The organism is Idiomarina sp. 29L (genome assembly GCF_004123135.1).
In the GTDB taxonomy this organism is placed as follows: Bacteria; Pseudomonadota; Gammaproteobacteria; order Enterobacterales; family Alteromonadaceae; genus Idiomarina.
In genome coordinates this window covers 232,684-255,071 of sequence record NZ_SDJS01000005.1, presented here as the reverse complement: position 1 = coordinate 255,071, position 22,388 = coordinate 232,684, and the positions used below count along the sequence as shown (strand labels likewise).

Sequence of the window (22,388 nt, the reverse complement as noted above, 5' to 3'; positions counted from 1 at the left end):
TAGCAAAGTGTACGTACATCTTGTTTTTGTTATAGAAAATTTAAGGATTGAGGATTGCCCTCAACAATAACGCTACTATTATGATTACAATTTGTCCAATTTTGTAATAATTCTTTACATTTACCTCATTACATAACGATTCCGCCCCGCCTTTTTGGCTGCATACAGGTTTTCATCCGCTCGCTTCAGAATACTGTCGGGCGTATCGCCGGGCGCTTTTGTCGTCGCTCCTAAACTGATGGTAACTTTCACCGTTTTTTTGTCGCTTTGCTTGCCACGTTTTTCTTTACCTTTTCGTGACTTTTCAGGTCGGGAAGGGTCTCGTAAAGCAAGCGGATAATTAGCCACCTTTGAGCGTACAGTTTCCAGTACGTCTTTTAACTTTTCTTCGTTGTTGTGTGAAAACACTAAAGTGAACTCTTCGCCCCCATATCGGTAAGCTTTAAATCCGCTGACACTTTTTAAAATACGACCAAGTAGCCTAAGCACCTGATCGCCAACCTCATGCCCGTAGCGATCATTGAATTTCTTAAAATGATCAACGTCGAGCATACATACGGCGCTTCGCTTGCGTAGATGTTGTAGCTCACTCATAAGCGCTCGGCGTTGCGGTAATCCGGTGAGCTCGTCGATATAAGCCAGCTTTAACATTCTGTCGGCTAGTGCCAGCAAGAAACTAACTGAAACAACCAGCACAGCCCACATTGACGCTTCAGTTTGCTTAACGCCGATAACAAACACCATAAAAGTTAACCAGGCCACTAACTGACTCCAGCGAAACGCCGATGCTTGTCTATAGAGCAAGATAGTGGCCCATCCCCCCCCAATAACAATCATCCATAGCGCCGTGCCTACACCGGGAAATTCGCCAGCCAGGCTTAGCATTTCAGAAGGATTTAACAGAGCCACAGCACCAGAAAATGGTTCTATAAGCAATAAGAAGGGGGAAAGACCACCAGCAATAAACAGCAGGAAGCCGTTCATAGAAAACAGTACCGGCAACTTGATAAGCGCCAACAGCAAAGCCGTTAGCGACAGCCAAACCGGCAACGCTTCATATAAAACCGTCACAGGCTGTTGGCTCAGTGGCTGCTGCAAACCCAACTGAATAACCGCATAAAACCCCGCTGTCCAGGCGCACCAGTAAAACCATTGCCATTGCCGGAAAAAACCCGCAACAACGACGACCAAACTCAAAGAGGCAATAACACTCTCTGGCACCGGTAAGTCAACACTCGTCAGTATCGTCGGCGCAAAAAAGCCCAATATAAACCATGCGACCAGAGGCAAAAAAACAACTAAAGACAAACGCAACTCCTGCTAATAACTCAGCTGTCTAACGTAGAGTAAAAGGTTATAAGTTAACCACCTTGCAAAGCGGGCAATCAGCTACTATTTAAAGGTTATCTATTTTCGTCTTAAAAAGACACACTAGGAGTAGCTCTATGACATTACGTATTGGTGATACCGCACCCGATTTTACGATTGATACCACAGAAGGTTCTATCAATTTTCATGACTGGGCCAAGGGTTCTTGGGTCTTTTTCTTCAGCCACCCCGCTGACTACACGCCAGTTTGTACGACAGAAATGGGGCGCACATCGCAGTTAGCGCCAGAGTTTGAAAAACGTAACGTAAAACCATTAGGGCTTTCTACCGACTCAGTTGACGCGCACAAAGGCTGGATCAACGACATTAACGAAACTCAAAATACCGTTCTGGAGTTTCCCATTGTTGCGGACAAAGAGCTGGAAGTCGCGCAAAAGTACGACATGATTCACCCGAATGAGAGTGCTACAGCGACGGTTCGCTCGGTATTTATTATCGATCCGAACCAGAAAGTTCGTCTGATAATGACTTACCCAATGACGGTTGGTCGTAACTTCAACGAGATTTTGCGCGTGATTGATGCGTTACAAACAACAGATCGCGAGGAAGTCGCTTGCCCTGCGGACTGGACACCAGGAGACTCCGTCATTATTCGTCCTAATGTCAGTGACGATGATGCAAAAGAGAAATTTCCACAAGGCTGGAAAACACTAAAACCCTATCTTCGCCTAACCGATATAAAATAACGTCAACCCAAACGCTGGGCTCGCGAGAGCTCGGCGTTTATTTATTGACCAGCTAAAGTAAAGCTGCTTAGCTTACGATAACAAGTCATTAGACTTTAGTCGTAAAGCAAAAAGGGCGAATAATATGAGCTGGTTCAATAACCTTCGATTCCGCTATAAGCTATTACTGCCCATTGTCCTGCTGGCAATGGTATTGATAGGTATCGCTGCTGTCAGCGCCGTTAATTTTAAATCTGTCGCAAACAGTGTTGATAAAATAGCCAGTGAGCACTTACCCGGGCTTAATTACCTACTTCAAGCTGACCGTGATCTTCATCAGGCCCAAGTTGCCGAAAGAACATTACTCTCAGTTGAGCCAGGCTCTTCCCTCCAACAACAGCTTATCGATACCCATAACGAAAACCTAGAGCAAGCCGAGCAGCGGGTAAATCGATTCTTAAGCCTTACCTCCAGTGTCGAAGAGCGTCGTATGGTTGAGGACTACAAAACAAAAAACGAAATATGGACAACCACCGCTCAGCGGGTGATTGAATTACACCGACAAGGTAGTGTTCAACAAGCCATTCAGCTCAGTCAAACTGATAGTGGTCCGCAATTCGAAACGATGCGCAATGTACTGGATCAGCTCGAGCAACGAAAAGAAGAAGCAGCTCTTAGTCAATCGGAGTTGATAGATGGAATTATTATCCAAAGTAACTGGACACAAATGGTTGTCCTTGTTGTCGGTTTAGCTATTTGTGTGCTGCTTGCGCTGTTCTTCCCACCTTTAATTACCAAGCCCTTAAACTTAATGCTTGAACGCTTTGAAGACATGGCGAAAGGTGAAGGGGATTTAACTGCGCGTGTCAATCTGGATAGAAGCGATGAGTTAGGCCTAGTCGCCGACGCCTTTAATGAGTTTGTCGCCAAGCTACAACGTACTATTACCAAAATAAACTCCATGACAGAACAGTTGGCTACATCATCTGAAGAGCTATCCAGCATTTCCGAGCAATCCAACGCCAGTGTTAGGGAACAACATCAAGCCGTCGAACAAGTCGCAACGGCCATTCATGAAATGTCGACGACGGTGGATGAAATTGCGAAAAGTGCCAACGAGGCGGCTAATTCTGCGCGCACAGCAGACGATCACACCAAGCAAGGCCGGGATGTTGTCAATGCAACCGTTACAGCTATCAAAAATTTAGCGAACCACGTGAATCGAACCACGCAAACCATCACAAAAGTGGCCGAAGACAGTGATAACATTGGCAAAGTATTAGATGTCATTGGCAGTATTGCCGAACAAACCAACCTGCTGGCGTTAAATGCCGCTATTGAGTCAGCACGCGCTGGTGAACATGGTCGTGGTTTCTCAGTAGTCGCTGATGAGGTCAGAACGTTGGCTAGCCGCACTCAAGAGTCCACGCAGGAAATTCAGGAAATGATAGAGCGGCTGCAAGCGGCGACTAAAGAAGCTGTACAATCAATGCAAACCGGTAAAAAAGAAGCCGATCATACAGTCGACAGAGCGCAGGAGGCCGATGAGTCACTACAATCTATCACTCAGGCTGTCGACGAAATTAATGATATGAACAGCCATATTGCGAGCGCGGCTGACGAGCAAAGCTCTGTAACCGAAGAAATTAACCAGAACATTAATACGATTAGCAATATTTCTGATCAGTCGGCCCAGGCATCCGCTCAAGTTAAGGAGTCGAGTGATAATTTAGCGAAATTATCGTCTGACTTACAACGCGAGTTGCGTCAATTCCGAATCAGCTAAAGTTCGTTATCCAGAGACTGCTGGCGCTCTGCCCAACTGAGCAGTTCGTCCAGCAGCTTAAGCTTGCAGAGCAAACTCTCCCGCTTCATCCATTTTACTTAACGCGTTGAACCCGCATACGGCGATTGGAACCTTCACGACCAAAGAAGAATGAATTCAGTGCACCCCGCTCAATGTAGTATGAATCTCCATCCCATGAAAAATAACCACTATCGGTTTGCTTCCAAACCTGACCATTGGTTAACGTTATGCGCCACTTTCCATAGGGGCCTTCTTCGCGATCGGCCAAGGTCACGCTAATACGCTCATCTTCCGTCCCTTCTTTTTCTTTATGCTCAAATCCGAAACGATCATTGGCACTTTCGCGTCGCTCTTGAGCCTTTTCCTTCATCTCGGCGGCCTTCTGTTTACCTTTACGGGCCTGCTCCGGAAGCTCTCTGTCCTGACGTTTTCGCTCTCCAGCTCGTTCTTTCTTAGCTAAATTATCATAACACACCAAACGCTCTAACGAATCTTCAATTTCGGCACAGGCCTCTAATCCTGACTGTTGAGCAAAACTTGTAGCACTGAAGGCAACCGCTGCCATTCCAATAAACAACTTATGCATGATTTATTCTTCCTATAAATTTGATTCGTTTTAATACGTTAACCTTAGCGTATCGTTTTTTTGGGTTAACTCAAATTCTTTTAATGCGCTCATTCCTAAAAGAATAACGTTTCCGTCCATACCCGGCGTAATAGACGCGTCAACGTTGTTAAGTCGTATTTCACCCAGTTCCAATGTATCAATTTCCGTTCGATAGGTAATAACCCGGCCGTTGGCGGTTTGTGACATACCTTGCCGCCCTTTTTGTAAGCCTAATTGACGTGCAAGCTCTTCAGGAACCGCCACCAGCGTCGCTCCGGTGTCTAAAAGAAACGTCACCTGTTGACCATTTATTTTTCCTCTGGCCACATAATGCCCCATACGGTTTTGCTCGAGAACAACGGTCACTTCACCACTACTGCGATGGCTCTGGATGTTTGAATTCGGGTTAAACTGCTCCTGAAGCTGATCTTGAAAAAACCAAACTAATAGAGCAATTGCCAGCCCCCACGCAATGAACATGAAGGGCTTTCCAAAAGAGTTACCGGCTGCCATTTTAGTTTTTTACCTTGTTACCGTTACTGTCCTCGACAGTAACGGTAACATCAATACCACTACGCACGCTCTGAGTAACGACACAGAAATCCTCAAACTGCTCAAGCGCTCTGTCCAAATGTTCAAGTTGTTCAGCCGTGTTTCCAAGCGTAATGCTCACATTCATACCAACAATACGCCAGCGCCCATCAATTCTGTCTAGCTCACCTTTCACCATTGCACTGACTTTACCCGGGTCGTCTTTAAACTTTCGTAAGGCAAACATTAAGCTAGCCGATAGACAGTTAGCGACCGATGCCGCCAACAAACGAGAGGGGTTCGGTCCACTACCATCACCTAATGGCTCAGGCTCATCTGATGTCACTTCTCCAAATTCACCGAAGTCGATAAGAAATTTGTACTTATCAACCAACTCCATTGATACTGAAAATTCTTTTTCCATTACTAAGTTCCTTATTGGCTATAAGGCAATGTTTGCTTTTCGACCTTGTCCGCTAATGCCTGGCGTTGTTCAGTCACTTTTTCAAAGGACCAACCCTGCAAGTGAGTATTCACTAACTCTGTTAGCGCTGCAATATGATCAGGCTCAGCATTCAATGCGCTAATGTACTCATAACGCTCTCCGCCGCTTTCCATAAAGTACTCGCGGTTTTCCTCACCAATTTCTTCAATAGTTTCCAGACAGTCAGCACTGAACCCCGGACAAAAAACCTGTACTGATTTAATGCCTTTTTTCGGTAAGGCTTTCATGGTCATGTCGGTGTATGGCTGCAACCACTCTTCACGACCAAAGCGCGACTGGAAAGTGGTTAAATACTCATCTTGTTTCAGTCCTAGGCGCTCTGCCAGCAGTCGCGAGGTTTTGTAGCACTCACAATGATACGGGTCACCGTTTTTCAAGTAACGCAGCGGTATGCCATGGTAGGAGAGCAGTAATTTGTCAGCACGCCCATGTTCATTCCAGTGACGTTCAATACGCTTAGCGGCTGCTTCTATAAAAGGCGGGTAGTCATGGTAATGCGTGACAAAACGCAGCTCCGGTAACCAACGCCGTTGGGTAAAGTCTTTCGCCAACGCATCGAACGTCGAAGCCGTAGTTGATGCACTGTATTGCGGGTAAAGAGGCAAAACCAGCAGCTTACGCACGCCTTTTTCTAGCATCCGTTCAATAACATCGGAAATTGCTGGGTTTCCGTAGCGCATGGCAAAGTCGACAACAATGTCCTCACCCCAGGTTTCTTTTAGTTTTGCTTCTATGCCTTTGGCTTGGTCTTCCGTATGAAATAATAGTGGCGAGCCTCGGTCCGTCCAAACCGTTTTATAGGCTTCTGCTGAGCGCTTCGGTCGAATGCGCAAAATAACACCATTTAAAATCAACGACCAAAGCAACCGTGGCACCTCGACCACCCGAGGGTCTGACAGAAACTCTTTCAAATAAGGCTTCAAGGCTTTCTTTGTCGGGGCCTCGGGTGTGCCTAAATTGGTGACAAGCACACCTATTTTGTCAGCTTGGTGGTGGGAAAACGAAGAACTACCACGATATTTCATCTGCTTTTACCTTAAAATTCTGTTTTTGCTTGGGAATAACGCGAAATTTACGTAATTTTTAACGGGTTCGATCCCTATTTGCAAAAAAATCAGGTTACACTGTAACGATACACGCTATCTAAAATATTTGCTTGACCCATTTTATATGTCGACAACATCTACTCGTGAAAAGTGGTACAAGAAGCTGGCCAACTCACCACACGCGCTGGTGCTTCTGTTCTTTCTTTCGGCACTAGAAGCGACTGTTTTACCAATTCCGCTAGAGCTTATCCTGGTACCTTATATGGTGCTGGAGCGAGAGCGTATTTGGTTAATTGCATCCGTCGCATTAGCTGGGTTCATGGCGGGCTCAGTCGGCGGTTATTACATTGGTTATGCGTTGTTCGATACCATCGGCCAATGGTTTATTGACTACTTATCCGTTCAGGAGCAATACGACGAGTTTCAATCGACTCTGGAAAATAACGGCTTCTGGTCAATATTCCTGGTTGGCGTTACGCCTGTTCCTTTTCAGGTGGCGATGCTTGCTGCCGGGGCTGGCAAATACCCTTTAGCCTTGTTTTTACTAGCTGCCGGTATCGCCCGAGCGTTACGTTACTACATTCTGGCCGCCTTAGTGTTCTGGCTCGGCCCACAAGCGGAAGATATCTGGGAACGTTATTCGGGCCCCGCCGGATGGTCCATACTTATTGCTGCGGTTTCTGTTATATTGTTGATACAGTTTTTATAATCAACAGTTATTCACTCGGAGCCCGATGACTCTTCTTATACTTTTTGCGTTTTTGGCTATTGGCGTATCTTTTATATGCTCGGTTCTGGAGGCGGCAATACTGTCAGTAACACCGAGTTACATTGCTCACCTAAAAGAATCCAGACCAAAAACGCATAAGCAACTACGTAAACTCAAAGATGGCATCGATAAACCCCTGGCCGCTATTTTAACCTTAAATACCGTCGCTCATACCGCCGGAGCGGCAGGTGTCGGCGCACAAGTTGGTGTGGTTTTTGGTGATGGTTACCTGGGCGTTGCGTCGGCAGTTATGACGTTACTCATCCTCATTTTGTCCGAGATTATACCAAAAACCATTGGTGCCAAATTTTGGCGGCCATTGGCGCCCTGGCTTCCGCCAATTTTGAACCTCATGATTCTAACGCTTAAGCCCTTTATTTGGCTGTCAGACCAAATAACGAAACGCATTGGTGGCACAGAGGAAGACATTGACGTGCGCTCTGAAATAAAAGCCATGGCAACCATTGGTCATGAGGAAGAAGCCCTGGATGCCGACGAAAGACGCGTTATTTTAAACATTCTCGACCTCCACGATATCCGGGTAAAAGAAGTCATGACGCCACGAACCGTCTGCGAGTCAATACGACCTGACGAAGACATCATGGACGTCAGCCAAAAAATTCGAGAACTGCCATTTTCCCGTTATCCGGTCATAGATTCGGAAGAAGAGCCTTACGGCATCCTGTTTCGAAGCGATGTCTTTGATGCCGACGAAGGCACCTCCATTCTCGACATTGTTCGCCAGGTAGAGGTCGTCACCGAAACCGTGAGCGTGGAAGCGCTAATGAGCCACCTGATATCGACACGACAACACATGGCATTAGTTTACGACGAACACGGCAGCTGGTTAGGGCTTATTACTCTGGAAGATATTATTGAGACCATTTTGGGCACGCCAATAATGGATGAAACTGACAACATTGCCAGCCTACGCCGCTACGCCAGACAGCGCTGGGATAAGCGCCTTAAACGCGACCCAAAGCAAGCGCAGCGCCAGCAAGGTAATAATGATTCGGAATAGTTGATCAAAGCGCTGGTTCGTAATTTTTTTGAGCCAGTGCAAACCTATCCAGGTACCGGCAAAACCAGCCGCTATCATTGCCCCAATTAAAGGCAGCCAGTCTTTGAAAACAAAGCCAGCCATACCAAACACAATGGCTTTTGGACCATGTTGAAACGTCATTACTGCCGCAAAGGTAGCCACGGTTTGCATCCTCTCGCTGAAACGGGCTTTTACGAAAGCCGCCACCAAAGGTCCTGATGCGCCAACAAATAATGCTAAAAACCCAGTTAACAAGCCTCCGCCGACAAGGCCTGCCCGGCCAGAAAGACTTTGTGGCAATTTGGGCCCCCAAGTTAGCCATAACAGAAACAGGCCAATAGTAATTTGCAGTATTTCTGTAGGTAACTGAACCAGTAACAGACTTCCAAGAAAGGTACCCAATAGCCCAAAAGGCACAAACCAAGCAATAGTCGGCCAGTGAATATGTCGCCATGACAAAGAGGCACGCCCTACGTTAGAACCCATTTGCACTAAACCATGAACCGGAATAACGGCACTACCAGGCAACACCAACGCAATAACGCCAATTAATACCGCGCCGCCGCCAGCACCGGCTACCGCACTTAATAAAGACGTTGCCGCGGAGAGCAACACTAACCCATAGAATAACGACTCACTGACCACTGACTTCGACTCCTGGTTTGCGCTGATCTGGATCAATACGTATAATTCGCGCTCGATTTTTAAATCGACTATTTCCAAACAAGGCTTCGGATTTGCGTTCCGAACCGCTGAAGAAGGTAACACGATATGTATATTTGTGCGGCATTGTATAAGTTTGTCGAGCTCAATGACTATGAGCAAATTCGCGAACCACTCTATCAAACCCTTATCGACAACGACGTCAAAGGCACACTTTTGCTGGCCCGCGAAGGCATTAACGGTACGATTTGTGGTACTCGTGAAGCCATTGATAAGGTCTTGGCTTATCTGCGTTCAGATGACCGGTTTGCTGATCTTGATCACAAAGAATCACCGAGTGATGAGCAAGCCTTCTACCGCACCAAGGTTAAGCTGAAGAAAGAAATTGTGACCATGGGCATCGACTGGGTCGATCCTAAAAATACCGTGGGCACCTACGTTGAACCGGAAAAGTGGAACGACCTCATTTCTGACCCAGAAGTATTGGTTATTGATACCCGTAATGAGTATGAATATGCGGTGGGTACGTTCGAAGGTGCCGTAAATCCAAAAACCGACACCTTTCGCGAATTTCCTGATTACGTAAAAGAACACCTCGACCCGGAGAAACATAAAAAGGTTGCTATGTTTTGCACCGGAGGCATTCGCTGTGAGAAATCAACGGCGTATTTAAAAGAGCAGGGCTTCGACGAGGTGTATCACTTAAAAGGCGGGATATTGAAATACCTTGAGCTGGTGCCGGAAGACAACAGCCGCTGGAACGGCGAGTGTTTCGTTTTTGACCAGCGAGTCACCGTTAAGCACGGGCTTGAACAAGGCGAATACGACCAGTGTTACGCCTGCCGCATGCCAATTACCAAAGAAGAAATGCAATCCGAGCATTATCAGAAAGGGGTTAGCTGCCCGCATTGCTTCGACCAAACATCCGCAGAACAAAAAGAGCGTTTCGCAGAGCGTGAGCGCCAAATTCAGCTTGCCAAAGCGCGCGGCGAAAAGCACATTCGCGATGGTAAAGTTGAGTCTTTGAGTTGATCTAAATCGCTTCAAAACTGCACTCCTTGATGTAAGCTAAAGCTGACAGTTATCGAATTTAACTGTCAGCTTCATCGATTTTCATCGCTTTCTTTAACCTCATGAATGGACTATGGTTAATGCATAACGATGACAAAGGAGGGTTTTATGAAACAGTTAAGCGTTATTGGTTTAGACAAGAAAAAAGCCGAGCAACTTGGCGACAAGCTGAACGAGCTGTTGTCGAACTATCAAGTGTTTTACATGAACGTTCGTGGTTTCCATTGGAACATTAAAGGCGAGCGCTTCTTCGAACTGCATGCGAAGTTTGAAGAAACCTACGATGACTTATTGCTGAAGATTGATGAGATTGCAGAACGCATTTTGACCTTGGGTCAACGTCCTCAACACGCTTATTCGACCTATATTAAGAATAGCGAAATTGAAGAAGTAAAAGACGTCCATGAAGGTCGCGCTTGTGTCGCAAATATTCTGGACAGTTATCAAACAACGATTCGCCTGCAACGTGAGATTTTAGACCTCGCAGGAGAAGCCGGTGATGAAGGCACCAACGCGTTGATGAGTGACTACATTAAAGAGCAAGAGAAAACAGCGTGGATGCTGACTTCTTACTTAGGTAATTAATGGCAGAAATTCGACGCCTGTAATGACTGCTAACAACCAAGACCGAGTAAAGAATTACTCGGTCTTTTTTTGTGTGTAAAGCACTTATTGCTTGTTCTTTAAAGAGGTTTTTCCTTGCTCCCAACGCCTAAGCTACTTATGCTTGAATTAAGCGAGGAGACACGTATATGAGCAAGTTCAAAATTTTAATTGTTGAAGACGACGTAGTTTTACGTGAACTATTAGAATTTTTATTACAGCGCGAAGGGTATGAAACTCACTGCTGTAATAACGGCTCCGAAGCTCAAGATTGGTTACGTGGTTCGACTCCGGACTTGGTGCTCCTTGACTTGCAATTACCCATCATATCAGGGGCACAGCTCATCCAATGGCTCCGCAATCGCGAACCAAGCCGTGCGATTCCCATCTTGGTATTAACCAGCTTACAAGACGACGATGATATTGCCAACGCTCTGGATTCAGGTGCCAACGACTACATGGTAAAGCCCTTTCAGCCAAAAGAATTGCAGGCTCGGCTCCGTAAACTGCTTAATATCCAAAGTCAGAAAAGGAGTTTTTCATGAAGCTCAGTGTACTGACCGCGTTGTTTTTTTTGTTAAGTATGCCACTACAAGCTCAGTCCTATAATCAGGCGCTCGAGGCCGGAGTGGGTTTCGATAGTCTGACGGGTAATTATGACAACTGGCAAAGTGCTTACATTCAATATGAACGGTCATTATCAGATGAGACGCTAGGCTATTTGCGTTTTAACCAAACCCGCCGTTTTGACCTCAGCGATAACGAGGTGTTGACCGGATTTTACACTGAGCTTAACGAAAACTGGCAATTATTTGGCGAGCTTGGCGGTTCAGGAACGTCCCGGGTTCGTCCCGAGTTACAAGGTCAGATTATACTCAGCCGCGCGCTGAATAATGGTTACCTTATCAGTGTAGGGGCTCACAGAAGCCGCTGGCCGACAAGCACCACTCAAGGTTATAGTCTTCAGTTAGAACGTTACTTTTCACAATGGCGCTGGTCTTACCGAATTCGTCAGGATCACCTTCTAGGTGGTGACTCAGCTCTGTCTCACGCCGCAACCCTTAGCTACTTTTATGATGACTGGAGTGCCATAACACTGGCTCTCAATCAAGGTGAGGAGGCAGAAAAAATCGCCCCTCAACAGGTTCTGATAACCAATGTAAAAGGCATCAGCGTTTACGGTTTACATCAGCTTTCACCCAGCTGGGGTCTGCGCTGGGCAATGAGCTTTAATCAGCAAGGCGACTTTTACGATCGCCGGGGGGTGTTGCTTGGACTTCGCTATCGATTCTGAACAACTCTTGCAATGGATGCACAGTGCCCTGCTGGTTATTGTTGTTTTCGTTCTATTGGTTTGGTCGTGGTTGTTCATCCTGCGCATTATTCATCAGGAGGATGAGAAAAAGCGCAATGAATTACAACGACAATGGCGCCAATTCCTATTCGAATGTTGTGCAAATCCACAAGCAGAATTACCCGAGCGTGCCCAAATAAAGCAGCTGTGGCAGGATACCCAGGCTTTTTTGTGGTTCATCCAACTGTGGTCCCTTATGCATCGTTATGTCCGCGGCGATGCCGATGATGGCCTTGAACGCTTAGCCGAACACATTCGTCTAGAACGTCAGGCGCTCGAGCTAATGCGCGGTCAAGATGTCAGAACGTTGATTGCAACAGCGATTGCCATGGGCGATCTGCAAAAGCTTTCTCCCGCTACCATAAGACGTTTAAAAGAGCTCACTCAGCATTCCAGCAGTATGGTTGTTCTTACAGCACTGCGCGCTCTAATGCGTAATGATCAAACCATTGCAGTGCCAATACTGCTTCAGTTGAAACGTTTCGTTGCGCCAGAACGTTTGGTTACGATAGCCAAAGAATGTGACTCACGTTACCTCATTCAGCAGGCTCAGAAAATTCTACTTGAAACCACGGCTGAACATGCCGTTTATCTGCTTAAGGTGCTGCAAGGAGTGAATGCACCTCTCTCCAGCAGTGAAGCCGAAACCTTAATTCGCCATTTTAAGTCGCAACCTGAGGCGACAGCACAACTGATACCTCTGCTTGATCACCCGCACCACCTGCCATTAATTAGACGTTTGACTCAGTCAGCCGAATTGAGCATCAGGGTTCAGGCTACCCGAATGTTGGGTGAGCTGGCACGTAACAAACAAGATTTAGAGCGCCTATGGCAGCTGTTGCAAGATTCGGCTTGGTGGGTTCGTTACCGAGCTGCTCGAGGAATTTTTTCACACCCAGAATTTTCGCCAGACTACCTTAAAGAACAACTGACTGAACTGGCCGATCCATTTGCCAGGAACATGTTGATGCAAGTAGCGAACGAAATGAATTTGGAGATAATCGATGCTTGATAATTGGCAACCCTGGATTGAAATAGCACAGCTGAGTTTTATTGGTTACTTCGTCGCCTTAACCGTTGTTTACCTTATACTCAACATCATTAGTTTTGTAGTTATCCGTCGGTATATGCGGCGATATGATAATCAGTTACTACCCATGAGTTTTGGTCCGTTGCTACCGCCAGTCTCCGTCATTGTTCCTGCCTATAACGAAGCTGTTGGCATTGTATCGTCGGTTAAAAGCATTCTGCAGCTCGAGTACCCCAAATATGAAATTATTGTCATTAATGACGGTTCTCGCGATGACACCATGGCAACGCTTATCAGCGCATTTGATCTCCAGGTGTATCACGAGGCGTACCGGAATCAGCTGACCACTCAACCCATCCGGCAAGTCTACCGCTCAAAAAAACACCCGCAGCTTCGGGTCATCGACAAAGACAATGGCGGTAAAGCCGATGCCTTAAATGCGGGTATAAATGCATCTCGTAACCCACTATTTTGTGCGGTGGATGCCGATTCTATTTTACAGCGGGATAGCTTAGATAGAATTGTGCGCCCTTTTATTGACGAACCAGAAACCGTTGCCGTTGGTGGTTCAATTCGAGTCGCTAACGGATCAACCATAAGGCAAGGGCTGCTAACCAAAGTTGGCTTACCGGGCTCGTGGCTCGCCCGTCTGCAAATAGTCGAATACTTACGCGCTTTTTTATTTGGACGAATGGGCTGGTCACCACTCAACGGTATGCTCATTATTTCAGGCGCCTTCGGGGTGTTCCGCAAGCAGCGTGTCATCGAATGTGGCGGGTATCAGGCCAATACTGTCGGCGAAGATATGGAGCTAGTGACACGGCTACATCACCATATGAATAACAAGAAGATCCCTTACCGTATCGCCTTTATACCCGATCCAGTCTGCTGGACAGAGGCCCCTGAAGATCTAACCACCTTAAAAAACCAGCGCATTCGATGGCAGCGAGGCTTAATGGAAAGCCTGACAAAAAACATAGGGCTTTTATTTTCATTGCGCGGCAAAGCTGCTGGCTGGATAGCTTACCCTTTCATGCTGTTTTTTGAGGGAATAGGCCCACTGATCGAAGTATTGGCTTATTTACTAACAGCCTACTTCTTTTTTGCCGGCCTGGTTGATCTCAATTTTACACTGACTTTTTTGCTTGCTGCTTTCGGACTGGGTGTCTTTATTTCCATATTTTCTCTTATTTTAGAGGAACTGACCTTCAGAACCTATCAATCCAAAAGAGATCTCATGTGGCTTATTTTTACCGCCGTACTGGAGAACTTTGGCTACCGGCAACTGAACAGTTGGTGGCGTTTACGGGGATTCTGGCAATTCATACGAGGGCGCAGACACAATTGGGGAACAATGAAACGTGTTGGTCGTCTCGGTCAGTAACCTCCAAATAAAAACGCCCCTTTAAAAGGGGCGTTTTTTATGCACATAAGATTTTTTAGAATGTGTAGTTCAAGCGCGCGTAATAGTAACCACCGTTGATACCAAACGGGAGCGTTTCCCAGCCGTATTTGAAGCCCGCATCGGAGAATGGTGAGCCTTCACTGCCCCACTCGTCCGGGTAAGTATCAAACAAGTTGTTTGCACCAATACGTACGTTCAGGTTATCAGTGAAGTCATAACCAACGGACGCGTCCGTCAACCATTTCCCCCCCCACTCTTTCTTAACGCCGGTAAACGCCTGACCTTCAACAGCCCCGAAGTAGTTAAACGCCACATTCACATTCCAGGCATTTCGAGTCCAATCTGCAGTGATGGTTGCTTTCTCACTTGGCTGACCTTCTTCTAAACGCAGGATTTGCGTCTCGCTGAATATTTCATCACCAGGGATCAATGATGAAACGGAATTCACCCGCTCAACTTCCGTGTTCATGAAGCTCATTGCAGCGGTCAGTTTTAGTTCACCTTCCATTAATTCCGTCGGGTAAGAGGCAATAACATCCAGCCCCGTGGTTTTGGTATCCACTGAGTTAGTAAAGAATTGTGCGGCACCTAAGTTGTTATCCTCCAAAATTTCACCAAACTCAGCTCCGACGGAAGCCGTTAAGGACTCCGATAAAACAATGCGGTCATTGATGTTGATTTGGTAGGCATCCATCGTCAGGTCAAAACCGTTATCAAAACGCTTAATTAATCCAAGGCTGACGCTTTCTGAGGTTTCTTCTTCTAGCTCTTTGATGCCGAATTGTCGTGCTAACTCGTCGTCGTTGGCTATGGTTCCGGTCTCAACCAGCGTACCGTTTACCACGTTAGTCAAAACTTGGCTGTAGTATATTTGCTGAACGCCCGGCGCCCGGAAACCAGTTGCTACGGTTCCACGCAAGGAGAAGTCATTATCAATATCGTAGCGAGCCGACAATTTTCCGGAAATATTGTCACCGGCAATATCATAGTCTTCATAGCGAAGCGCACCAGCTAACAAAAAGTCCGGAGTTACGTAGTATTCAGCATCGACATAGGCACCGTAGCTATCACGGTCAGCGTCTACCGCCTGACTTGGACTAAACCCTGGGAAGCCCTGGATGCCTGCTTCTGCGACGGTTCCGTAAGGCGTTAAAATTTCCACGTCAGGATCATTCGCTCGGCCATAAGCCCAAGATACTGGATCGCCCGGGTTAATTTGGTAGCTGTCCTGACGCAGCTCGACACCGAGTGCGAGATAAAGAAGTTCATTAGCCACGTCGACGGTACCATTGACGTCAAAGTTGAATGTGGTCTGCTCAAAGACTAACTCACCGTCGAAAGCCTCGGTTGGTGTCTCACCGTATATGCCGCCATCGGGATGTGGCTCGTAGTACCAGCTTACGTTCGCCGAGTTAGAGGAGTTAAATCCAAACTCATTTTTACCGTAAACCACACTCGCGTCCCATAACCAGGCGTTAGGCAAATCACCACGAACACCCACCGCTATTGATTGGTCATCGGCTTCAGTTTCCAGCCTTGGTAAAAATCCGTCAGGATAAATCGCCTCTATTGTTCTTGGATGACCGCGTCCACGGAAGAAACCAGAAGAGCCACCATCACGATTTGAAATACCCCCAAATGCGTAAAGCTCGGTCGTATTTCCTAAATTGTAGCCAGCGTTAAACCAAGCGTACATGTTCTCAGAATCAGCGTCGCCAACATGCAAACGGACAACCGGTTCACCACTTGGCGAAAGCCATTCACCAATAAGTGATGCTTCAGCCGGCGAGGCTCGATTGGTCATACCGCGGTCACGGTATTCTAACGTTCCGTTGAAGAAGCCGTTATCGAATTCTTTACCAAAGTTAATACCAACGGTATTCACTTCACCGTCTTTTTCATACGTTTGTCCAACTTCAGCGGAAATCATACCGCCTTCTGAGCTTTTCAGCGTAATGTTAATAACACCGGCAATCGCATCTGAGCCATATTGTGCTGCTGCACCATCGCGGAGAATTTCAACACGCTCAACCGCCGTAATTGGAATCGCGTTAATGTCATACCCGGCAGAGCCTTTACCGATGGTTTCTTGTACGTTAACCAGCGCCTGCTGGTGACGGCGCTTACCGTTCACCAACACCAATACCTGATCCGGGTTCAGACCACGCAAAGTAGCCGGACGAATAATATCCGAACCATCTGAAATAGTCGTCGATGAGAAATTAAATGACGGAGCGCTCATTTGCAGCGCTTTACCCAGCTCAGTTGCACCAGTATCAACAAGCTGATCGGCTGAAATAATATCAATAGGCGAGGCCGATTCGGTCGCCGTTCGACCGTTTACGCGTGAACCCAACGTCACAATGCGTTCAATCGACTCGCCGGTTTCGGCATTAACGGCATCTTGAGCCATAGCCGTTCCTGGCGCCACAAACGCAGCAGCCAGAGACAGCGATAAAAAACCTAGCTTGAAAGGCGCTCTAGTCATAGTTCTTCCCCAACCTTGTTATTTTAGTTTTAAACGGTGCGCTTATTAACAATTACACTTACAATAATCGTTAAGGAATATGCCGTATGATATAAATCAACAAAAAAATGAGGGCTTGCGCTTAAATAACAGTGCGATATATTGAGAAACTGTTAACGCAACAAAAGGAAACCGTTATGACTCGCATAGTTGGTATTGTTTTAATTATCGTTGGCGCTATCTTGCTGTACTTCTCTTATGAAGCGTCACAATCCATTGCGTCGGAAGTATCGGAAATGGCAACCAATGAACCAACAGACAACACCATCTGGTACCTAATTGGTGGCGTTGCCGCAGTAATTATTGGTCTCTACGCCACCATTCGAGGAAAGTAAAATCTGCAGAAGTTTTTGTAAGCTATGCTGACGTGTCTTCGGACACGTCGGGTAGTTTCAATGCGCTTAACGTTGCAAGTATACCTACCGCAATAAGAACCCATAAAACAGCATGAGCTCCATACGCTGAGTCAACCCAGCCAAGTAACAACCCCGCTAATAAAACAACTCCCATAACGGTATTTGAAACAGCGGTCAGTTGTGCTCTATTATCCTGATTTGCCATATCGACCAAATACGTTTTACGACCAACCCGCGCACCGTGGTGGGCGACTGCGGACGCAAACAACAATAAAGCAGCAATCCACTCAAGACCGAGCCAATTTGGTGCCCAATAGAATATAGCCAGTGCTGCCGCCATGACGAACGTCGACATGACCGATGCTGCTGCCATAACATGATGGCTGGCTGAATCAGACCAACGTCCCCAAAAGCGCCCAGCCAGCAAGCCAGCAAGGCCACTGGCCAGCATAAGGCTACCCAGACTGGTTAATTCGGTATCGCCCTGGCGCTGAATAAGCACAACAATATAAGGAATGGCAAAAGCAGCCGCGACGAGCAAGGCGCGAGTCAAAACGAAATGCCCAAACTGACCGTTCCGCCAAAGCAGAGAAATTGACTTAACGGCTTCAGAGACTGCATTACCACCACCTTCGGTAGCGCCAGCAACCTCTGGAATACCGGCGTACAAAGCAGCCGCTAAAAGCCATAAAACAACACCCGCTCCCAGCAAGGCTAAAAATAGCCAACGTTGACCTTCCACTTCTGGCGAAAAAACAATAACCAAAGCGGTCAACAATGTCAGTAAACCAGCAGAAGAGGCTGCGACACCCGATAGTCGGCCTCGGCGTGTTTTAGACACCGTTTTACCGGTAACGTCCTTATTGGCAACAGAGCAGATACCGCGGGACAAGCTGAATAACGCGAGCAGTAACACGACACTCCAGCCCAGCGCACTGTTATTCAGCGTGGCCACCGCAAGCAGCATTAAGAGCAAAGAAATAGCCTGCCCCACGCTGCCGGCAACCCAAAACCATTTTCTAACGGGTTGTTGGCGTAATTGCTGGGCAACAAATAGTTGAGGTAATAGTGCCAATGACTCACGCAAGGGAACTAACGCACTAATGAATATGGCAGGAGCGCCTAACGAACTTAACATCCAAGGCAAGACTAAACGTGCGCTGACCAGGCTGTCACCCAGTTTGGTTAACGTCAGAGACAGCAGCATTAACACAAACGATTTTGGCTGATGGTGACATGCCGATTCCGGGATGTCCTTACACACCCGCGCGTCTTCATCTTCCGCTAAATAGCCGTAAACCTTTTCAGTCAACTGTTTGTCGGTCATGCTACTTTCAACTTTATTTAGAATAGGAAAGTAAATGCTGCCATAAGTTATTCAGCCAATCCACCAAATCAAGCCATTCGGCCATATCAGCAAGCTCGACGTCATAACGCGTTAATCGTGCATAGTCTGTCAGCAGCCGCTCGGCCATAGCGTCGTCAAGCTTGTTCATAACGATTGTATTGGCAATATCAAACAGTGGATGCCCTATTCCCGCATACTCCCAGTCAATGACTTTAATGGGAGCCGTCATAAGAATATGATTCATCGACAGGTCATTGTGACAAAGCACCGGGTACTCCAGCCATTGATCAATCGCCTGCTGGTGCTGGCTTTTCTCTTCACGAAAAGACTGAGCCAGGGAAGGTTCATAGTTGGAAAGCTGCTGCAGGTAATGCTCTACTTTGTCGTTCAATCGCCAGTGAGGAATGCTTGGTTTAAAAGAGTGGATTTTAGCGAGAACCTCGGCTAATACCGTCGCTTTAATAGCGGGCGATAACGTTACCTGATTTAATGACGGCGCCTCTAAGTAAGGCTGCAGTAACCAGCCTTCTGCTTCATTCCAGTCCAACACTTCAGGAGCAGCTCCGCTTTCGGCAAGCGTTTTCTGTACCGCAACCTCCAGGCCTCTATCAACCTGAAATAAGCCATCATTTTGCCACCGCTTTAATACGAGATCAGAGTCATCGGATTTAAGCCGCAGCGTTTGGTTTGACTGCCCACTGGTTAACCGAGTGACTTTTTTAGGTGCAGGTATCATCCGGCTCTCTTTACCGGCTCTGGCTGTTGATTATCCTGATGCCAGCGCCACATGGCATACAACACCAGTCCCAGGTAGACCACAAACAATAATGCTGTAGCGACAAACCCCTTACTGGCGTATAAATACACATAAACGCTGTCAATAACCAGCCAGTACCACCAGGTTTCATACGCTTTTTTAGTCACCAGCCAAGTCGCCAGCAAGCTAAACACGGTAGTATAAGTATCGAGCCACACGGCGTCGGCGTCAGTAAACACAGAAAGAGTATAGGCAATTATAGCAGCCAAAGGTATCAGCCAAGCCCACTGTAAAAGATGCCACTTCAACGAGTATTTAGCACCACCGGGGCTTTCTTCGGCAGCAGACTTTTGGAAGCGCCACTGCCACCAGCCGTAACCGGCCATGACGACATAAATAGCCTGCAGTACCGACTCCATATACAACTTACCCTGCCAGAACAACACCGCGTAAATACTGCAGCTTATGGTTGCCGACAGCCAACACCATTGTTTCTGATGCGCCGCAAGCACTAGGTACCCCAGCGCAAATAACAGTGCGGCTAACTCCCACAAAGAGCTCATCATTAACTGTTCTAACAGGGTTTCTATCACGGCTTTTCCTTAGAACGATTTGCTAACAGTGACACCGAAGCGACGCGGCTCACCGTACTGTACGTAGGTTTCGTCATTCGCGTACTGAGTTCTGGGGTCATTCGCAAAGTAGAAACCGCGCACTTCGTAATCTTCATCCGTTAAGTTCCGTCCCCATAAACTCACACGCCAGTCATCGATGTAGTAATTCACGGCAAGGTGCACCAATGTCATAGACTCAGATTTCTGATTATGAGAGTTCGAGAAATAAAACTCATCTTTTCCGTCAGCCTGCAGCACCCATTGAACATTCTCGCCATACCAGCCTTCGAGACCAACATTGAATTGATACTGAGGCGCATGAGCTTGCTCACGACCGGTCATATCCATGCCGTCCTCTGTCACAAAGCCTTCTATTTCAGTTTCCAGCCAACTCGCAGAAGCAAATAGTGTCAACCAGTCCGTCAGTTTGTTACGGATTTCAGCCTCAAGGCCATAACCTTTACCTTCTGCGGCATTTTCAATATAACCGACAAACGATTGATTACGGTTCACCCAGCTTTTCAGCTGAACATCGTCACGCCAATGGTAAAAAGTACTCACTCGCGAGGTTAAGTCCCCACTTGGGCTGCTCCCTTTAACACCAAACTCAGCACTCCATAGAATTTCAGGCTCAAAAGTCGCGCGCTCAAGCAGATAGTCTTTGAGTTCGTCCAGGCCTTGGTCGTCCGCTTTACCCAGCGCTTCGCCATTAACACCACCGGACTTATAGCCTCGTGACACGGTCGCATACCAATAGCTGTTTGGTGCTGCCTGGTAACGTGCACTAAAACTACCACCCACCATGGTATCTTCCGGCTGCGCGTCTATATTACGGCTGTCGGTGTAGTCATTGTCATACTGTTCAATACGCAAGCCGCTAATAGTGGAGAATTTCTCACTCCAGTGCTGCGTTAATTCGCCATAGACCGCGGCATGTTGACTGCGATAATCACTTTGGAAAATATCCGGCTGGCCTAAGTCCCAATTAAAGTAATCACGCGTCAGCGCTACGTCTTTTTCATAGTAATAGGCTCCCGCTACCCACTCAGTGGCTACCCCAAATAACGCTTCAGGATCGATTGATAACCAACTAACCTCGGCTGTTTTGTCTTTTCTGTCTCGAAGGTAGGCATCAAATGACGAGTACTCCCAACCAGGAGCAATCCCAACATACGTCCAGTCTTCGTCAAAGGCGTAAGCAGTATCTGCGTTTAAAACACTGGCTGACAACTCAAGCCGGCTGTTATCCCAGCCTAGATAATTCAGAGTCGTTTTTACCGCTTCACTTTCCAGGCGATCGTACCCCGGCTCATCTGACAACGTCGTTCGGTTGTTATCAAGGCTAAAGGCATCGTAACCGTTATCAACATCGTTGTAGTGCAGGACGGTGTCTAACGTCCAGTTCTTGGTAAATTCGGTGTTCAACAAAAGCCGTACGCCAAGTTCATCCCGATTGTTCGTGTCGTCTCGATCTAAATAGGTATTCTCAATGTAGCCGTCTTGCTTAAACTGACTGACAGAAAAGCGAGCCTTACCCAGTACGCCCAGTTGCCCGCCTAATGCTAAGCCCCCCATGCGTTCGTCGTAATTGCCGGCTGACAACTCAAACTGACCGCTAAAGTCACCCGAGGGCTGTACACTATCCATCAACACCAAGCCTGCCATTGCGTTCACGCCAAAACGACCGCTTTGGGGCCCTCGAAATACCTCAACCTGGTTGATATCGAAAAGCGAGGCGGCCGTACCTAAGCCGCTGTAATCAATACCATCTATAATAAGACCGACAGACGGGCTAATCGGATCAACAAATTGAGAACGCTCGCCCATGCCGCGAATCTGGATAAAGCGTGCGGTCGATGTCCCCCCGGAGAAGTTGACGTTGGCAAAGCTGTTGAGCGTATCCTGCAAATGCTGCGCATTACGCTGCTGCATCGCATTTTGGTCCATAATTGACACACTGCTGGTGGTTTCATTCAGCGTGCGTTTGTGAAAGTCGCCGCTGACTTCAATGATTTCGAAATCGCTGGCGTTATCCTGACCATAAGCCAGAACCGGCGTTTGTAATAATGCTAAGCCAATACTGGCTGCTAAGTAAGATGTGAATTTTTGCATGGATCATTTCCTCAAAACAAAGTCAGAAACGATCCGGTAAGGCTGTATTAGACGGGTTTTCTACCATCCCTACGCCAGTATTAACCGGATCAGGTTTAAAGGGTTCGCTTTCGCATCTCAGCCGTTGCCGGCACCCCTTGGTAAAGCGGCGTCAGTATAACGCAGCTTATTGCATTAACAAATTGTC

Annotated in this window: 22 protein-coding genes and 1 riboswitch; of the genes, 11 read left to right on the top strand and 11 right to left on the bottom strand. The window is 47.1% G+C overall.

The window, feature by feature from the left end; genetic code table 11:
- Positions 1–120: 120 nt before the first annotated feature.
- The gene (locus tag EST55_RS11930; RefSeq protein ID WP_129497634.1) at positions 121–1,308 is read right to left on the bottom strand and encodes a GGDEF domain-containing protein; all 1,188 of its coding nucleotides are present in this window, start codon (positions 1,306–1,308) and stop codon (positions 121–123) included.
- Between the two features lie 137 nt (positions 1,309–1,445).
- Here EST55_RS11930 and EST55_RS11925 point away from each other — a divergent pair, with 137 nt between their 5' ends.
- Positions 1,446–2,075, top strand: a complete 630-nt coding sequence (locus EST55_RS11925; protein WP_129497633.1) for a peroxiredoxin — start codon at positions 1,446–1,448, stop codon at positions 2,073–2,075.
- Between the two features lie 124 nt (positions 2,076–2,199).
- The gene (locus EST55_RS11920) at positions 2,200–3,840 is read left to right on the top strand and encodes a methyl-accepting chemotaxis protein (RefSeq protein ID WP_129497632.1); all 1,641 of its coding nucleotides are present in this window, start codon (positions 2,200–2,202) and stop codon (positions 3,838–3,840) included.
- A gap of 94 nt (positions 3,841–3,934) precedes the next feature.
- Here EST55_RS11920 and EST55_RS11915 read toward each other — a convergent pair whose 3' ends face one another.
- Genes EST55_RS11915 through hemH form a run of 4 tightly spaced genes read right to left on the bottom strand, consistent with a single transcriptional unit; the run spans position 3,935 to position 6,529 of the window.
- Positions 3,935–4,447, bottom strand: coding sequence for a hypothetical protein (locus EST55_RS11915; RefSeq protein WP_129497631.1), 513 nt, complete (start codon positions 4,445–4,447; stop codon positions 3,935–3,937).
- A gap of 30 nt (positions 4,448–4,477) precedes the next feature.
- A complete protein-coding gene (locus EST55_RS11910; RefSeq protein WP_129497630.1) occupies positions 4,478–4,981 on the bottom strand; it encodes a TIGR02281 family clan AA aspartic protease in 504 nt (167 codons plus the stop codon).
- 1 nt (position 4,982) lies between these two features.
- Positions 4,983–5,423 carry an OsmC family protein gene (locus tag EST55_RS11905; protein ID WP_129497629.1) on the bottom strand — a complete coding sequence of 147 codons (441 nt, stop codon included), beginning with the start codon at positions 5,421–5,423 and terminating at the stop codon, positions 4,983–4,985.
- An 11-nt stretch (positions 5,424–5,434) separates the two neighbouring features.
- Positions 5,435–6,529: a ferrochelatase gene (hemH, locus tag EST55_RS11900; protein WP_129497628.1), complete on the bottom strand. Its 1,095-nt coding sequence runs from the start codon at positions 6,527–6,529 to the stop codon at positions 5,435–5,437.
- Positions 6,530–6,674: 145 nt separating this feature from the next.
- On the opposite strand from hemH, the gene EST55_RS11895 reads away from it, so the two are divergent.
- Both EST55_RS11895 and EST55_RS11890 read left to right on the top strand, forming a co-directional pair.
- Entirely contained in the window at positions 6,675–7,259 is a 585-nt protein-coding gene (locus EST55_RS11895) for a VTT domain-containing protein (RefSeq protein WP_129497627.1), read from the top strand.
- Between the two features lie 25 nt (positions 7,260–7,284).
- Positions 7,285–8,340, top strand: coding sequence for a CNNM domain-containing protein (locus EST55_RS11890; protein ID WP_129497626.1), 1,056 nt, complete (start codon positions 7,285–7,287; stop codon positions 8,338–8,340).
- On the opposite strand, the gene EST55_RS11885 is transcribed toward EST55_RS11890, so the two are convergent.
- On the bottom strand, positions 8,248–9,084 hold the full coding sequence (locus tag EST55_RS11885) for a sulfite exporter TauE/SafE family protein (protein WP_240665311.1): 837 nt from the start codon (positions 9,082–9,084) through the stop codon (positions 8,248–8,250). The two genes, EST55_RS11890 and EST55_RS11885, sit on opposite strands and share 93 nt — an antisense overlap.
- 48 nt (positions 9,085–9,132) lie before the next feature.
- Between EST55_RS11885 and EST55_RS11880 the strand changes: the two genes are divergently transcribed.
- From EST55_RS11880 to EST55_RS11855, 6 genes are all read left to right on the top strand, one after another.
- A complete protein-coding gene (locus EST55_RS11880; RefSeq protein WP_129497624.1) occupies positions 9,133–10,056 on the top strand; it encodes a rhodanese-related sulfurtransferase in 924 nt (307 codons plus the stop codon).
- A gap of 147 nt (positions 10,057–10,203) precedes the next feature.
- Positions 10,204–10,680, top strand: coding sequence for a Dps family protein (locus tag EST55_RS11875; protein ID WP_100691357.1), 477 nt, complete (start codon positions 10,204–10,206; stop codon positions 10,678–10,680).
- A gap of 167 nt (positions 10,681–10,847) precedes the next feature.
- Positions 10,848–11,243, top strand: coding sequence for a response regulator transcription factor (locus EST55_RS11870; protein WP_129497623.1), 396 nt, complete (start codon positions 10,848–10,850; stop codon positions 11,241–11,243).
- Positions 11,240–11,992, top strand: coding sequence for a YaiO family outer membrane beta-barrel protein (locus EST55_RS11865; RefSeq protein ID WP_129497622.1), 753 nt, complete (start codon positions 11,240–11,242; stop codon positions 11,990–11,992). The genes EST55_RS11870 and EST55_RS11865 overlap by 4 nt, the downstream gene beginning before the upstream one ends.
- Complete coding sequence (locus tag EST55_RS11860) at positions 11,970–13,064, top strand: hypothetical protein (RefSeq protein WP_129497621.1); 1,095 nt, start codon at positions 11,970–11,972, stop codon at positions 13,062–13,064. The genes EST55_RS11865 and EST55_RS11860 overlap by 23 nt, the downstream gene beginning before the upstream one ends.
- Positions 13,057–14,466 (top strand): glycosyltransferase, encoded by a 1,410-nt coding sequence (locus tag EST55_RS11855; RefSeq protein ID WP_129497620.1) that lies wholly within the window; start codon positions 13,057–13,059, stop codon positions 14,464–14,466. Before EST55_RS11860 ends, EST55_RS11855 begins: the two co-directional genes overlap by 8 nt.
- Positions 14,467–14,521: 55 nt before the next feature.
- Here EST55_RS11855 and EST55_RS11850 read toward each other — a convergent pair whose 3' ends face one another.
- Positions 14,522–16,975 (bottom strand): TonB-dependent receptor, encoded by a 2,454-nt coding sequence (locus EST55_RS11850; RefSeq protein WP_129497619.1) that lies wholly within the window; start codon positions 16,973–16,975, stop codon positions 14,522–14,524.
- A gap of 176 nt (positions 16,976–17,151) precedes the next feature.
- Between EST55_RS11850 and EST55_RS11845 the strand changes: the two genes are divergently transcribed.
- Positions 17,152–17,349 (top strand): DUF3185 family protein, encoded by a 198-nt coding sequence (locus tag EST55_RS11845; protein ID WP_053953278.1) that lies wholly within the window; start codon positions 17,152–17,154, stop codon positions 17,347–17,349.
- Between the two features lie 22 nt (positions 17,350–17,371).
- Here the strand turns inward: EST55_RS11845 and EST55_RS11840 are convergent, their stop codons facing one another.
- From EST55_RS11840 to EST55_RS11825, 4 genes are read right to left on the bottom strand one after another with little or no spacing between them, the layout of a single operon-like run.
- Positions 17,372–18,697, bottom strand: a complete 1,326-nt coding sequence (locus EST55_RS11840; protein WP_129497618.1) for an MFS transporter — start codon at positions 18,695–18,697, stop codon at positions 17,372–17,374.
- Between the two features lie 13 nt (positions 18,698–18,710).
- Positions 18,711–19,454: a phosphotransferase gene (locus EST55_RS11835; protein ID WP_129497617.1), complete on the bottom strand. Its 744-nt coding sequence runs from the start codon at positions 19,452–19,454 to the stop codon at positions 18,711–18,713.
- Positions 19,451–20,068, bottom strand: coding sequence for a nicotinamide riboside transporter PnuC (gene pnuC, locus EST55_RS11830; RefSeq protein ID WP_240665310.1), 618 nt, complete (start codon positions 20,066–20,068; stop codon positions 19,451–19,453). Before pnuC ends, EST55_RS11835 begins: the two co-directional genes overlap by 4 nt.
- 9 nt (positions 20,069–20,077) lie before the next feature.
- Positions 20,078–22,201 (bottom strand): TonB-dependent receptor, encoded by a 2,124-nt coding sequence (locus EST55_RS11825; protein ID WP_129497616.1) that lies wholly within the window; start codon positions 22,199–22,201, stop codon positions 20,078–20,080.
- Between the two features lie 49 nt (positions 22,202–22,250).
- Positions 22,251–22,349: riboswitch (TPP riboswitch) on the bottom strand.
- Positions 22,350–22,388 lie beyond the last annotated feature (39 nt).